14 protein-coding genes and 1 tRNA gene are annotated in these 14,481 nt (G+C 63.0%); 3 read left to right on the top strand and 12 right to left on the bottom strand.

The window, feature by feature from the left end; translation table 11 throughout:
• Positions 1 to 3: 3 nt before the first annotated feature.
• The 9 genes from OSH12_RS18200 to mnmA form a co-directional block, all read right to left on the bottom strand.
• Complete coding sequence (locus OSH12_RS18200; protein ID WP_266345010.1) at positions 4 to 1,098, bottom strand: tyrosine-type recombinase/integrase; 1,095 nt, start codon at positions 1,096 to 1,098, stop codon at positions 4 to 6.
• On the bottom strand, positions 1,082 to 1,735 hold the full coding sequence (locus OSH12_RS18195) for a helix-turn-helix domain-containing protein (protein WP_266345009.1): 654 nt from the start codon (positions 1,733 to 1,735) through the stop codon (positions 1,082 to 1,084). The genes OSH12_RS18200 and OSH12_RS18195 overlap by 17 nt, the downstream gene beginning before the upstream one ends.
• The gene (locus tag OSH12_RS18190) at positions 1,732 to 2,331 is read right to left on the bottom strand and encodes a DUF1376 domain-containing protein (protein ID WP_266345008.1); all 600 of its coding nucleotides are present in this window, start codon (positions 2,329 to 2,331) and stop codon (positions 1,732 to 1,734) included. The genes OSH12_RS18195 and OSH12_RS18190 overlap by 4 nt, the downstream gene beginning before the upstream one ends.
• A 132-nt stretch (positions 2,332 to 2,463) precedes the next feature.
• Positions 2,464 to 2,667, bottom strand: a complete 204-nt coding sequence (locus OSH12_RS18185; protein WP_266345007.1) for a helix-turn-helix transcriptional regulator — start codon at positions 2,665 to 2,667, stop codon at positions 2,464 to 2,466.
• A gap of 103 nt (positions 2,668 to 2,770) precedes the next feature.
• Complete coding sequence (locus OSH12_RS18180; RefSeq protein ID WP_266345006.1) at positions 2,771 to 3,787, bottom strand: hypothetical protein; 1,017 nt, start codon at positions 3,785 to 3,787, stop codon at positions 2,771 to 2,773.
• A 152-nt stretch (positions 3,788 to 3,939) separates the two neighbouring features.
• The gene (locus OSH12_RS18175) at positions 3,940 to 5,115 is read right to left on the bottom strand and encodes a tyrosine-type recombinase/integrase (RefSeq protein ID WP_266345005.1); all 1,176 of its coding nucleotides are present in this window, start codon (positions 5,113 to 5,115) and stop codon (positions 3,940 to 3,942) included.
• A gap of 174 nt (positions 5,116 to 5,289) precedes the next feature.
• Positions 5,290 to 5,366, bottom strand: a tRNA-Met gene (locus OSH12_RS18170).
• 79 nt (positions 5,367 to 5,445) lie between these two features.
• On the bottom strand, positions 5,446 to 6,135 hold the full coding sequence (locus OSH12_RS18165; RefSeq protein WP_266345004.1) for a class I SAM-dependent methyltransferase: 690 nt from the start codon (positions 6,133 to 6,135) through the stop codon (positions 5,446 to 5,448).
• A 9-nt stretch (positions 6,136 to 6,144) separates the two neighbouring features.
• On the bottom strand, positions 6,145 to 7,338 hold the full coding sequence (gene mnmA, locus OSH12_RS18160; protein WP_266345003.1) for a tRNA 2-thiouridine(34) synthase MnmA: 1,194 nt from the start codon (positions 7,336 to 7,338) through the stop codon (positions 6,145 to 6,147).
• A gap of 327 nt (positions 7,339 to 7,665) precedes the next feature.
• On the opposite strand from mnmA, the gene sciP reads away from it, so the two are divergent.
• Positions 7,666 to 7,941, top strand: a complete 276-nt coding sequence (sciP, locus tag OSH12_RS18155) for a CtrA inhibitor SciP (protein WP_026303994.1) — start codon at positions 7,666 to 7,668, stop codon at positions 7,939 to 7,941.
• A 277-nt stretch (positions 7,942 to 8,218) separates the two neighbouring features.
• Here the strand turns inward: sciP and OSH12_RS18150 are convergent, their stop codons facing one another.
• The gene (locus tag OSH12_RS18150) at positions 8,219 to 8,920 is read right to left on the bottom strand and encodes a metal-dependent hydrolase (protein ID WP_266345002.1); all 702 of its coding nucleotides are present in this window, start codon (positions 8,918 to 8,920) and stop codon (positions 8,219 to 8,221) included.
• Between the two features lie 170 nt (positions 8,921 to 9,090).
• Between OSH12_RS18150 and OSH12_RS18145 the strand changes: the two genes are divergently transcribed.
• Both OSH12_RS18145 and ruvX read left to right on the top strand, forming a co-directional pair.
• On the top strand, positions 9,091 to 9,705 hold the full coding sequence (locus OSH12_RS18145) for a YqaA family protein (RefSeq protein ID WP_266345000.1): 615 nt from the start codon (positions 9,091 to 9,093) through the stop codon (positions 9,703 to 9,705).
• Between the two features lie 10 nt (positions 9,706 to 9,715).
• Positions 9,716 to 10,237 (top strand): Holliday junction resolvase RuvX, encoded by a 522-nt coding sequence (gene ruvX / locus OSH12_RS18140; protein ID WP_266344999.1) that lies wholly within the window; start codon positions 9,716 to 9,718, stop codon positions 10,235 to 10,237.
• On the opposite strand, the gene OSH12_RS18135 is transcribed toward ruvX, so the two are convergent.
• A complete protein-coding gene (locus tag OSH12_RS18135; protein ID WP_266344998.1) occupies positions 10,216 to 11,859 on the bottom strand; it encodes an acyl-CoA dehydrogenase family protein in 1,644 nt (547 codons plus the stop codon). The genes ruvX and OSH12_RS18135 overlap by 22 nt on opposite strands.
• A 155-nt stretch (positions 11,860 to 12,014) precedes the next feature.
• Complete coding sequence (gene rnr / locus OSH12_RS18130) at positions 12,015 to 14,417, bottom strand: ribonuclease R (protein WP_266344997.1); 2,403 nt, start codon at positions 14,415 to 14,417, stop codon at positions 12,015 to 12,017.
• Positions 14,418 to 14,481: the final 64 nt, after the last annotated feature.

Raw genomic sequence — 14,481 nt, 5'->3', positions numbered from 1 at the left:
TAGCTAACCGACTGTCAGGACATCCAGAAGCGAGGCCCGCTTTTTCGCCGGAAAGCGACGGTACAGCATGAGAAGTTCCTGCTCCTCGCGCACCGTCAGATCCGTTCGCACAAGGCCCTGCATCAGGGCGTTCTGACGGTTGGTATCTAGTTTGCCGTAGTGAACCAGCGACGTGTCCAGTTTCTCATGCCCTAGATTCTGGCTCCATGCCTTGAGCTCCTCCCAGGTGGCGCAGGCATCGAGGCCCAGCAGCATCAGCGTAGCGCGAACAGAGTGTGGATTGATGTAGTCAATGCCAGCGCTCCCGCAGGCTGATCGGAAGACCTCGCGCACCGGTTGCGAGGTTTTCCAGAACGCCTCCTTCTCCCGCGTAGCGTCCCCAGGGAGCCGGAAGCGAGGCCGGGCCGGGAACAGAGGAGAGTCAGGGTCAGTCCCGCCCTCGAGGCGCTCCTTGACCCAGGCGACCACGATTTGCTCGATATCCTCGCCAACCGGAAACCAGCTGGTGAGCATATTCTTGCCGAACTTCGTGTTCACCTCTCGTGCGTTCTGAAAAATTTGACGGTCCGCAAGCTTCACATGCTTGCAGCGCACCGAGATGACGGCGCCAACGCGCATGCCGGTCAGATAGATGAAAGCGATCAACGCCCGGTTGCGCCGCTGAAACACCGTCTGATCTGTCAGGACAGCGAGCATCTGGCGGATCTTATCTGCGGTGGGCGACGCCTTGTCCGGCTGCGTTTTGAGCCCCATCACGACGCGCCGAGAAGGCGTGAGCCGGGCAACCGCCTCCAGGTCGACCTTCCGATTCTTGATGGTGGTGAGCCAGTCAAAGAACACCTTCAGGTCGGACAACGTATGGACGATGGAAGAGTCCGAAAGCGTCTCGGCGCCAGCCTGGGAGGGGCGCTGGTGCAGATGGTCGGTGAATGCCTTGGCCTGCGACTTGGTGAGGCTCTCAAAGTTCTTGCCACCCATGAACTGTTCAAGCTCGGTCAGGTGACGCATGGCAGCATCGATGGTCTTTTCACCGTGCTTCTTGGCCTCGCTCAGGTGCGCGATATAGTCGTGCCGAAGCCGCTCATTCGACGGGTTCATGTATGACCTCTGAATTAGGGTGGATTTGCACAATCTCACCGGGATGGCGAGAAGGAGAGTAGTCGTCTTCGCTGGAGGTCAGGTTGACTCCCAGCTCTTCCAGAAGCTGGACCTGAGTGCGCGACTGATAAGTGCCGCTCGGCTTGCCGCAGGAGGGGGAAGGGCAGACCCAACGGAGCGTGCCGGCACAGTCGCTGCTCCAGCGCATTTCAGCTGCGTGCCCGATCAGCGAAGACACCTTCTTGCAGTGGAAGCAGAGGAATTCTCCGGGAGAGCAGTTCCACCGCGCCCCAGCACGCCGCGCCTGATGAAACGCGTTCAGATCCTCGCCGCGAAACAAGACCGGAGAGCCGGGTACCGTGATCAATCCCTCGTTGATCCAGTTGGTCACCGTGTTTCGGGTGATGCCATAGAGTTCCAGAACTTGGTTGCGGCTATAGTTGCGATGCTGCTTGGCCTTTTGCGGATGGAAGATTTTGAAGGGCTTCCGAGCTCGCTTCTCTGACTTTTCCGACGTGGGTGGAGCCGCGGGCGGAACCGCAGTGCCGCTCTCTTCCGGCGGCTTCGTGAGGACGGGCAGATCGAACAGATCCGGCATCGGCAAAGCATCTTCTCGCTTGCTGCGCTTATTCGTCATGGCGCGGAGCTCGCCAGGATCGCGGGCGTGAGCTTGCCTGCCACGAGAAGCCGCTGGAGTTCGTCCAGGTCGCCAGGAAAGACGCTACGTTCAAGTAGCCAAGCACGGGCTGCCTTGGGATCAGCAATGGCGGGAAAGGGAGGCTTGTCGCCCGCCTTCCCCACCAAGGAAGCCTCGCTGCTGGTGTGGCTCAGCTCAGGCCCAAGCCCGGCCGAAGCCGGGCTTGGGCCTTGGCTTGCAGCCTGGGCAGTAGCGGGGCTTGCGATGGGCTTTGCCGTTCCCTTCGAGCTTCCGCCCTTCTTGCCTGCATTCGACAGCCGCTCATGCGTGGCGGCGCTTTTCTGACGGGCCCGGTGGGTGTCCTCGTGACGCCAGTTCGGGCCAAACCGGGGCCGGATTACCGAGGCCACTTGAGGCCACTCGTCAGCCGCGACATGGGCAATCCGCGACAGCCGATCGTTATCCGTGGGGAGTAACCCATACTGCCACTGATGCATGCGGAGCAGCATGTAGGCGCCGTATTCTTCAGCGGTGAGGTCCGAAGCTACGGCCAACTCTTCGACAACCGAGATCGGCATGCGGGGCGAAGCGGTCACGAGATCGCTTCCTTCATGCCCATCACGTCATCGCACGGGATAAAGCGTTCCATCTCCGCCAGGGCGAGGATCAACTCTCCAGGCGACGGGCGGAGGGGATGGACGAGCGGGAGAGACCGTGAGCGCACGGCTTTACTCCGAGCGACCATCGTAGGAGGGCAGCGCGTCCAGATAGGCCCGGAGATCTGTCTCCAGGACCACGGTCTTGCTGCCGATCTTGCGGGCCTTCAGCCGGCCGGCGTTGATCTCTTGATAGAACTTCGTGCGGCTGATGCCGACCCGGCGGAGAACCTCCGCTACCGTGTTGGCCGCCGGCCGAGAAATGTTCGCGTTCATGGTCGTCCCATTCGTTGCGACACGTAAGAATGTGTCTGAACGACCGAGACATGAGCGACCGCGGTAGCTGGAAATAGCCGCGTCGATTAAAATTCTGCGTCGATTAAGTCTGCGCTGATTGCTTCTTGCGTCCGGGCGGGGCCAGAGGATCGAGGCCGGCCCCGTCCCGTGCCTTCTTCCAAATCACGTCGAACGGACGACTGCGCACTCCCCAACCAACGATGTTGGCCGCTTCCGCCTTCGCCAACTTGGGACGCTCGCGGAGTTCTTGAGTGAGGCGCTTTATGGCATTTTGAGATTTTAATTTTTCGTGGGCCACAGCGGGATTCAACACCGCGGGATAGTAGGTGTTCAGAAAGCGAAGGTAAGATGCCCGCTCGACGACCACATCGCGATAAGACACGTATCGGCCGCTCTCCGTGGAGCCATCGTAGTCCGGCTCTGGAGCGGCCTCGCCGATGGCATGGATGCAACTGTCCTCATCAAAGTTTCGATCCTCGACGAAGTAAGCGGTGGGAATTTCCTGTGGCATTTTGCTGAAGGTGCTCGGCTCCAGTATCCAGGCTTCGTCGACAGGCAATCCCATGAATCGCACGTCCCCGGCTCGAGCCGCGGCGTTCAGCTGGCTGAGAAACTTGGTCCTTCTGCGTCCGATCTCTGCTTGCCAAAACCCGTCGATGATAGCGACATCTAGTCGGCGGGGAGTTCGTGCAGCAAGCTCGCCCGCTTGGCGCCCCCCGGACGAAGTTGAAACGACTGCCTCGTTTTTCAGATAGATCTGGTAGCGCCTCGCCTGACACGCATCGTCGGCCGCGGCGAGTTGTACCGGGTCGGGGATGGAGTCGTCGTCAATGCCGAAAAGGATGGCCCCAGGATTGGCTATATCCACGTCCTTGGGTCCGAGAAGCTGTGCCCCATCCGTGATCAAGACCCACTCGCCTGCATTAGTGATTGCGTACTCCCGGTCGTTTTCAGGGGGTAGGCGAAATGGACCCTCATACCTGACAGAGGGAATGCCGCCGTAAAAGGCCAGATCCAATGCATCAGACAGCTTCACAAATTCGCCCGTAGGCAAGCTGCCCAAGTCGAATGTGAATCGATCCTCAGTTGCCTTCTGCATGTTAGCCTCCTCCAATGTCGACGAGCCTAGATCGCCGCGGTTCACTCGCTGACCTCCGGCTCATGCCTTGGGGGCATATGAAGAGGGTCGTCTCACAACTTAAGAGCGATCGTTGCCCTGAGTTCCATGCACAGTTACATCGGTCGCGGAGCTTATCGGCCTTGTTCCTGGGCTCGCTCCATCAGGAAGGCGCTATACCATTCCATCATTTCTGCGCGCTCCTTGAGATAGAGTGCAGCATTGTAAGCACTGCGGACCTCGTTCTTCGGAACATGAGCCAGTTGCCGCTCAATCGCATCTGGTCGCCACAGACCACTCTCGTTCAAGATGGTGCTAGCCGTGGATCTGAAGCCATGAATGGTCGCGCGCGAATGGTACCCCATACGATAGAGACCGAAGATCATCGTGTTTTCGGAGATCGGTTTACCGGGCTTTTCGCCAGGGAATACCCAGTCGCTCCCGTCCGATTGGTCTCGAAGCGCCGCAAACAGCGTCCGTACATGGGGAGTGAGCGGGACAATGTGCTCCTTGCCCATTTTCATTCGCTCCGCCGGGATGCGCCATAAATCCGGTTCCAATTCGCGCCATCGCGCAAACCGGATCTCCTTGGTGCGAACAAACGTATGAGCAACGAGTTCGATGGCGAGTGCTGTCTGCCGATTTCCATCATAAGACCCAAGCCGCTCAAAAAACTCAGCCAGGTCCCCCTCGCGCAGGGCCGCCATATGCTTCACTCGGGGCTTGGGACGCAGCGCATCCACTAAGGGGGCGGCAGGATCTAGTGTCGCCAGGCTCGATGCCACGGCATAGCGGAAGATAGAGCTGACAGTTTGACGAATCCGCTTTGCGACGTCCAAGGCGTCTCGGCTTTCGACGCTTCGAATGATGGCTAGCACCTCCCCTGGGTTTATTGCTGCAACATCCTTCGAGCCGATAGCGGGAAACACGTCTCGTTCAAGGCGCGACCAGACTCGACTGGCATGGGCGGGCACCCAATTGACCGACTTGCCATTGAACCACTCTGTCGCAACGGTTTTAAATTGCCGCGAGATTGAGAGCATCCCGTCGGGGAGATCCACTTGGCCGGGATCGTATCCCGCGGCGAGTTTGTCCTTAGACGCCTCACGCACGGCACGAGCCTGCGAAAGACTGACTTTCGGATAGGACCCGAGTGAAAGTGTTCGCTGGCGACCATTAAATCGGTAGTTCAGACGCCAAAGTTTTGAGCCATTCGGACGAACGAGCAGATAGAGCTGACCGGAATCGCTCAGTTTGAAGTCTCTCTCCGAAGCCTTCGCGTTTCGGCAAGCGGCATCCGTGAGCGCCATGCATCCCCCCACTATGGTATCACCAGCGCGGCGGACGGCCCGATACCATATCCCGTACCATGACTAACGGCGGGATGCGGGGGAACGCCCAGACACAAGCATGTACATAGAGCCAAGCCTTTTCAAGGCTTTCTATATAGAGCTGAACGCCGGCGAACGTGTGAGGAGGGATGTTGGTAGCGGAGGAGGGACTTGAACCCCCGACACGCGGATTATGATTCCGCTGCTCTAACCAGCTGAGCTACTCCGCCCCAGGACCGGCGCTTGCGCCGGCTGGAATGGCCCGCTTATAGGGAGCCGGGCCGAGGCCTGTCAAGCATCGACAGCACTTCAAACACGTTCAAACACAAGCAGTGTGAAAAACCCGATCGGACCGACCCGGCGACGGTCGATCAGGCGCAGGTCCGAACGGCCCAGAATGCGGCCGATGTCGAAATCCATGTGCCAGCCGAGCGACGCCGACAGCGGCGCCAGCTTCTCGCCCATCCAGCCGCGCCAGCCCTTCTGCTCGGGAAAATGGCTGACCAGCACGACAGCGCCGCCCGGACGCGTAACCCGGGCCAGCTCCGCCATCACGGCCTTGGGGTCGGGCACGACCGTCAGCACGAACATGGCGACCGACGTGTCAAAACTCTTGTCCGCCATCTGAAGATCGCCGGCGTCGGCGACTTCCAGCCCTTCGACATGGTCGAGCTTGCCGGAGATCACGCGCTCGCGCGCGATGTCGAGCATTTCGGGCGACAGGTCGATGCCGGTGATGCGGTGTTCGCGGCTATAGTGTGGGAGCGAGATGCCGGTGCCGACGCCACATTCGAGAATGCGGCCGGAGGGAAGCTCGTTGATGAAGCTGACGGCGGCGCGACGGCCGGAGTCGAAGACATAGCCGAACACCCGATCATAGATCGGCGCCCAGCGGGCATAGGTGTCGCGGACAGCGTTTTCATCGATGCGATGCGACGACCGACGCTTGCTCGCAAATGATTTCCACTTGCGCGCGACGTCTTCAAAGAATTCCGGCATGTTTCTCCCTCAAGCTGCTGCGACGGCTTCCGGCACGATCAAACGGCGGAGTGCCAGTTCCGCCTCGGCGTTGCGTTCGGCGCGGGCGATCCAGCCACCGCCGAGAACCCGCGCCCCCTCCCCTTCGCCCGCGTAGAACACGCAGGCCTGACCGGGGGCGACCCCGGTTTCTCCGTCGAGCAGCGAGATCAGCGTCTCGCCGTCCCTGTGGACGATCTCGGCCCGCTGCGGCGGACGCGTCGAGCGCACGCGGGCGTAGATTTCCATGCCCTCCGGCCCGATCGCTTCCAGCGGCGCGTCGCCCAGCCAGTTGACGTTGCGCAGCACCAGCCGGCGGGCGGCGAGCGCCTCGCGCGGGCCGACGATGACGCGACCGCGCGAGGCATCGAGATGGATGACATAGAGCGGATCGGCGGATGCGATGCCGAGGCCGCGCCGCTGGCCGACCGTGTAATGAATGATGCCTTCATGCCGGCCGAGCACATGGCCGTCGATATGCACGATATCGCCGCCTTCGGCCGCACCCGGCTTCAGACGCTCGATGACGTCGGAATATCTTCCGTTCGGCACGAAGCAGATGTCCTGGCTGTCATGCTTGTCGGCGATTTCCAGGCCGAGTTCGCGGGCGATTTCGCGCGTCTCCGGCTTGGTCAGATGGCCGAGCGGGAAGCGGATGAAATCGAGCTGCTCCGGCGTCGTCGCGAACAGGAAATAGCTCTGGTCGCGGTCGAGATCGGCCGGGCGGAACATGGCGCGATGGCCATTCGCCTGCAAACGGCTCCGGACATAATGGCCGGTGGCAAGCGCAGCAGCGCCCAGTTCGCGCGCCGTCGTCAAGAGGTCGGAGAACTTGACCGTCTGGTTGCACGAGACGCAGGGAATCGGTGTTTCGCCGGCGATGTAGCTTTCGGCAAAACGGTCGATCACCGACTTGCGAAAACGCTCTTCGTAATCGAGCACGTAATGCGGGATATCGAGCTTTTCCGCGACGCGGCGGGCGTCGTGAATATCCTGGCCAGCGCAACAGGCGCCCTTGCGGTGCGTCGCCTCGCCATGATCGTAGAGCTGCAGCGTCATGCCGACGACGTCATAGCCCTCGCGTTTCAGCAGTCCCGCCACAACCGAGGAATCGACCCCGCCGGACATCGCGACGACGATGCGCGTGTCTTCAGGGCGGCCGGGAAGTTCGAGACTGTTGAGCATGGTGGTAGGCCTTGCCGGAATGCCGCGCGATTTATTTCTGAAATGCGGCAGAAACGCATGAGGCGGCAGAGCCGCGTTAACGGCCGGACTATAGCGGCGATCGCGTCATCTTCAAGGCGCAAGCGCGCTCTCGCACCCCGCCAAGGCCACGGAAATGGCGGATATTCGCGACCGGCCCCATCCTGACGCAGGGTGCATCCCTGCCGATCACACGCTCCGCAGGCCCTTGCAAACCTTACCGAATTGTTGCCGAGGGCTTAGTCAATTTTTAAAGCCCACGTCGTATTCTCGCTTTCGACAAGGTCAGGTTGAGTGTGTGAGAGTAGAATGACCGATCAAATGCGTCCGCGCGTCAAATATGTCATCGGACCGGACGGTAGTCCGCTTACGATCGCAGATTTGCCGCCGCGGGACACGAAACGTTGGGTTATCCGCCGTAAGGCAGAAGTTGTCGCGGCGGTGCGGGGGGGCCTGCTCAGCCTTGAAGAGGCGTGTCAGCGTTATACGCTGACCGTCGAGGAGTTCATCTCCTGGCAGCAATCGATCGACCAGCACGGCCTTGCCGGGCTTCGGACGACGCGGATTCAACAGTATCGCCAGTAGATCCGGCGGCCGGCTCTCCGGTTGACCGTCAAACGATACAAAAGGCCGGCGTTTTCGCCGGCCTTTTCTTTTGTCTTCTTCTTCCCGCGGCTATGCCGAGGTGGCCTGGGCCAGTGCTTCTCACCTCTCCCTGAGGGAGAGGTCGGAGCGCAGCTCCGGGTGAGGGTTTAGGGAACCATCCGGTGAGGCCGTAAACCCTCACCCGCCGGCCTGCGGCCGTCGACCTCTCCCTCAGGGAGAGGTGAAGAAGGCTGGCTTTTCCAAACCGATCCCGTCTTCAGAGCGTCAGCGTCTCACCGATTCCGGCCACCAGAACCTGCGTCTCGGCGCCCTTCATGCCCTCGACAAATTTGTCCGCCGTTGAGTCGAGCAGGCCGAACGTGCCGTAGTGGCAGGGAATCACCGTGTCGAAATGGAAGAAGCGCCGAGCCGCCAGCGCCGCCACCTTGCCGCCCATGGTGAAGCGATCGCCGATCGGCAGGATTCCGATCTTCGGCTGGTAGATCTCGTCGATCAGCGCCATGTCGGAAAAAATGTCGGTATCGCCGGCGTGATAGAGCGTCTTCTCGCCCGGCGCGGCGATGACCAGGCCATGCGGATGGCCGAGCGAATGCGAGACGCCATTCTCGTCCAGCGTGGCGGAAGAATGGTGCGCCACCGTCATCGAGACACGGAACGCGCCCTGGTCGGTGGTCCCGCCCGAATTCATCGGGTCGACCTTGGCAACGCCCTTGTGGGCGAGATAATCGGCGAGATCGGCATCGGCCACCACTTTGGCGCCCGTCTCCTTCGCAATCGCGACCGTGTCGCCGAGGTGATCGCCATGGCCATGCGTCAGTAGGATGTGCGTGACGCCGCGTTTCCAGGCATCGGCATTGCCGGGAAAGCTGGGGTTCCCGGTGAAGAACGGGTCGATCAGGATGACGGCGCCATCGATCTCGACGCGAAAGGCGGAATGGCCGAGCCAGGTGAGCTTCATGTTTTGCGATCCATGCTTCTGTCGAATTTCAGACCCAATATGGCGGTCGGAGATGGATTAAACAGCCCCGACGCCGCGCAATCTTGCCGCGTCAGGAAGCACCTTGCTTGCCGCGCGCGGCGCGATCCCCGATAAGGGCGGGATAACCGACCAGAGGAATTTTGACGGACATGGAAGCAAGCGCGCCGACCAATGCCCGCCGTGGACTGATGAAGCGGCTCTTCGACAGGGTCATGGAACTGTCGGCCGGGCCGCATGCGCTCTGGCTGCTGGCGGCCGTGTCCTTCGCCGAGGCTTCGTTCTTCCCGATACCGCCCGATCCGATCCTGGCCGCCATCGTGCTGGCGCGGCGCGATCGCGCCTGGATCGCAGCCCTCGTCTGCACGGTCGCCTCGGTGCTTGGCGGTCTGGCCGGCTATGCCATCGGCGCCGGGCTTTATGAGGCGATCGGCCAGCCGGTCATCGCCTTCTACAAGCTGCAGGAAGCCTTCAACACCTTCCAGCTTCGCTTCGACGAATGGGGCGGCTGGATCATCGTCGCCAAGGGGCTGACGCCGATCCCGTTCAAGCTGGTGACGATCGCCTCGGGCGTCGCCCATCTGAACCTCTGGACCTTCATCATCGCCTGCATCATCACGCGGGGTCTGCGTTTCCTCCTGGTGGCCGGCCTGTTCTACGCCTTCGGCCCGCAGGCCCGCGCCATGATCGACCGGCATTTTTCCACCGTGATGATTGTCGGCACCCTCGTCGTCATCCTCGGCTTCGTCGCCGTCATCTACATCTGAAGGCGCGGATATGCCCGGCACCATCCTGGATCTGGCCGAACTGCAGCAGGCTCTCAAGCCGGCGGCGGCCGTGATCGGCCTCGATCTCGGCACCAAGACGATCGGGGTGGCGATTTCGGATCTCGGTCGGCGCATCGCCTCGCCGCTGGTGCTGATCAACCGGGTGAAATTCACCCAGGATGTCGAGGCGCTGATCAAGATCATCGGCCAGCGCGAAGTGGCGGGCATCGTCATCGGCCTGCCGCTCAACATGGATGGATCGGAAGGCCCGCGCGCCCAGGCGACGCGCGCCTTCGTGCGCAACCTGCTGCCGAAGATCGATATCTCGGTGTCGTTCTGGGATGAGCGGCTATCGACGGTCGCGGTGACGCGGACGCTGCTGGAGGCCGATACCAGCCGCAAGCGGCGCGGCGAGCTGGTCGACAAGATGGCGGCCGCCTTCATCCTGCAGGGCGCGCTCGACCGCATGCAGAAGATCACGCGCGACCTTGCAGACGCGCGTGATGAGGATCAGCCCTTCGGGCAGATGTAATCGACGAAGGCGCGCGCATCAAAGCGCGCGTCGAGCATGCCGTAGGTCGAGCGCCAGGGCTTGCCGAGACGCGATTCCAGGAACGCATCGGCGATCACAGCCGGGAAGTGGCGACGCATGGCAGCGGCGGCCACCGTCATCGCCAGCTGTTCGACCAGGATGCGCGCCGAACCCTCGTCGGCCAGCGACACCGCCGTCGCGGCGCGCAGCACGTTGAGCGTCGAGCGGGCGGACTGGCCCAGACCATCCTCGATCACCCGCAGCACCGCTTCGAGCGAATCGGATGAGCGGCGCAGGATGCGCAGCACGTCGAGGCAGAGCACGTTGCCGGAGCCATCTGCCAGCGCCGGCGCGAGCGAGTCGCGATACAGCCGCGCCAGGTGGCTTTCCTCGACATAGCCATTGCCGCCGACGCATTCGATCGCCTCGGCGACGACAGCCGGCGTCACCTTGGTGATCCAGTACTTGACCACCGGCGTCATCAGCCGGGCAAAGGCGGCCTCGAGCGGGTCGTCATGCGAGCGGTCGACCGCTTCGGCCAGCCGGAACGCGAGCGCCGCCGACGCCGTGACGTCGAGCGCCATGTCGGCCAGGACGCGGGTCATCAGCGGCTGGTCGATCAGCGGCGCGCCAAAGGCCTTGCGATGGCGGGCATTGTGCACGGCTTCCGAAAGCGCGGCGCGGGCAATGCCGGCAGACGTCAGCGCGCTGTCGACGCGGGTCAGCGTCACCGTTTCGTTGATGGTCGAAACGCCACGCCCGGCCTCGCCGACGAGGTACCCCGTCGTACCCGGGAAATCGATCTCGGCGACCGCGTTGGAGCGCGTGCCGAGCTTGTCCTTGAGGCGGGTCAGGCGGATCGGGTTGCGCTTGCCGTCCGGCAGGAAGCGCGGCACCAGGAAGAGCGAAAGCCCCTCCAGCGTCTGCGCCAGCACCAGCAACGCGTCGCTCATCGGCGACGAGACGAACCATTTGTGGCCGACAATGCGATAGCTGCCGTCACCCGACGCCTCCGCCCGTGTCGAGCTGGCGCGCAGGTCGGAACCGCCCTGCTTTTCGGTAGTGGCGAAGGCGAACAGCGCCCCGCCCTTCTGGGCGGCGGGAATGACGCGCGAATCGTAGCGGCGCGAGCGAATCATCGGCAGCCAGGTTTCGGCGAGCTTTGGCGCGTGGGCGAGAGCCGCCACGCTGGCGCTCGTCACCGACATGGCGCCGACATGGCCGGCCTCGACCTGCGCCGTCATGTAGATGCGGGCGGCACGGGCCACGGCGCGAACGCTGGCCTCGTCGCCGCTGGCATCCCAGATCGACGCCTGCAGGCCGGCGTCCACGCTGCGCCGCATGAGGGCGTGATAGGCGGGATGGAATTCGACCGTATCGGCGCGGCGCCCGGCCGCGTCATGGGTTTTCAGGACCGGCGGCACCGCGTTGGCGAGCCGGGCCAGATCGGCCATTTCGGTCGATCCCCACTGCGCGCCATGCGCCGCCAGGCCGTCTACGACCGGTCGGGGCAAGCCCTCGACAAGGGCCGCCAGCACCGGGTCGGACGCATATAGGTTCGCTCCAACGCGGTGCGCGACCTGGTTGATGACTTCGTGCGTCTCATAATCCGGCGAAACCATGCGTCTCCTGCCCCGTCCTTGGCCAGCGTCCCTTATGGCCCGCCAAGGTTAATAGGGACAAAAGGCGCCGGTGTCTTGCCTCTACGATAGGAGATTTCCCAAAGTCCTGTCGCCTTCATTCGCAGCGACAGGATCTCCGCTTTTCTCCTTGAGGCTTAGCGCCGCTTGGCACCCGGCCGGCCCTTGAACGGGCCGCCCGTCGGTCGACCGCCCATGGGACGCCCGCCATGCGGACGATAATCCCCGCCGGCAACCTTGCGCTCATGCTTGGGCAGCGTCTTGCCGTCCGACATAAGCTCGAAGCGCAGCGCACCGGCGACCGGCGCCACTTCGACAAGCTTGACGTCGACATTGTCGCCGAGGCGGAACATCTCGCCATCGCGCGAGCCGATGACGGCCTGACGCGCTTCGTCGAACTGGTAGTAGTCCGAGCCGATCGAGCCGATCGGCACGAAGCCATCGGCGCCCGTCTCGGCCAGCTTGACGAACAGTCCGGCGCGGGTGACGCCGGCGATCCGGCCCTGGAACTGCGCGCCGATGCGGTCCGCCAGCCAATGCGCGACGAGACGATCAATCGTCTCGCGCTCGGCAGCCATCGCTCGGCGTTCGGCCGTCGAGATCTCTTCGGCGATCGCGGCCAGATCCTTGTCCATGCCGTCCTGGAGACCGCCCTCGCCCATTTCGAGCGAGCGCACCAGGGCACGATGGACGATCAGATCGGCATAGCGGCGGATCGGCGAGGTGAAGTGGGCATAGCGGCGCAGATTGAGGCCGAAGTGGCCGATATTGTCCGGGCTGTAGATCGCCTGGCTCTGCGAGCGCAGCACCACCTCGTTGACGAGCGCGGCGTGCTCACCGTTCTTCACCCGATCGAGGATCGTGTTGAAGTTGCTTGGGCGCAGATTACCGCTCTTCGGCAGGTTCATCTCGATCGTGGCGAGGAACTCGCGCAGCGATTCGAGCTTGGCCAGCGAGGGCTGGTCATGCACGCGATAGACGAGCGGCGAACCCTTGCGCTCCAGCGTTTCCGCCGCGGCGACGTTCGCCTGGATCATGAACTCCTCGATCAGCTTGTGGGCGTCGAGGCGTTCGGGAATGATGATCTTGTCGATTCCGCCATCCGCGCCGACGACGACCTTGCGTTCCGGCAGGTCGAGATCGAGCGGCTCGCGGTTGTCGCGGCCGCGCTTCATGACGGCATAGGCCGCCCAGAGCGGCTTCAGGATCGGCTCCAGCAACGGGCCGGACTTGTCGTCGGGGCGACCGTCGATCGCCGCCTGCGCCTGCTGGTAGGAGAGCTTGGCCGCCGACCGCATCATGATGCGGTGGAACCAATGGAACTTCTTCTTGCCCTCGGCCGAGAACTGCATCTTCACGGCCAGGGCCGGACGATCCTCGCCCTCGCGCAGCGAGCAGAGATCGTTCGAGATGCGCTCCGGCAGCATCGGCACGACGCGGTCGGGGAAATAGACCGAATTGCCGCGCTTCAGCGCCTCGCGGTCGAGCGCCGAATTCGGCCGCACATACCAGGCGACGTCGGCGATGGCGACGGTGACGAGGAAGCCGCCGGGATTTTCCGGATCGGTATCCGGCTCGGCATAGACCGCATCGTCGTGATCCTTGGCATCGACCGGATCGATGGTGACGAGCGGAACCTGACGCCAATCCTCGCGGCCGCCGGAAAGCTTGGCGGGCTTGGCCTTCTCGGCGTCTTCCAGCACCTGCGGCGGGAAGATGTAGGGAATGTCATGCGCGTGAATGGCGATCATCGAGACCGCCTTCTCGCTCGACATGTCGCCGATGATCTCGACGACGCGAACGCGCGGCAGGCCGAAGCGCGACATCCGCTTGGCCTCGACCGAAACGAGATCGCCATTCTTGGCGCCGTTCAGGTCTTCGGCCTCGACTTCGGCTTCCTTCTGCTTGCGATCGACCGGCAGGACGCGCGCGCCGCCGGGCGTGATGCGGATGACGCCGAGAATAGACGCAGCCCGCTTTTCGAGCACCTTGATCAGGCGGCCGACATGGGCGAAGCCGGTCTCTTCGAGATCGGCGGCATCGACATGCGACAGCACGCGGTCGCCGATGCCGGGGGCCGGTACCAGCGGCTTGCCGCGGCTCAGCCGGATCAGGATGCGCGGCGCGGGGCCGTGATCGGTATCCCAGAGCGCCGGCTGGGCGACGAATTCGCCATGCTCGTCGCGCTCGGTGATCAGCAGAACGGTGACGGGCGGAATATCGCCCGGACGCGACAGCTTCTTGCGGTTCTTCTCGACGAGGCCATCCTCGCTCAATTCCTTGAGCGTGCGCTTCAGCGCGATGCGGGCGCCGCCGGAAATGCCGAAATGCTTCGAGATTTCGCGCTTGGTCGCCTTGCCGGGATGCTCGGCGATATAAGCGAGGATCGCCTCGCGCGACGGCATGCCGTTGGCGGGCGGGGCGACGGGGGCGACCGGCTTGCCGGAGGCCTTGGCGAAGGCCGCGGAACGCGTCGCGGATCTCGCGCCGGGCGTCCGTACCTTGGCGGCTTTGGGGGGAGTTTCTGGCTTCTTGGCCAAGTAAATAATGTCCAGTTTGGAAATGGGGGGCGGCCGGATTGGAGGCCCTACCTCACCCATGGGA

Source organism: Kaistia terrae (assembly GCF_026344005.1).
GTDB lineage: Bacteria > Pseudomonadota > Alphaproteobacteria > Rhizobiales > Kaistiaceae > Kaistia > Kaistia terrae.
Note: the sequence above shows the minus strand (reverse complement) of the source record. Positions and strands in the feature narration are given on the sequence as shown.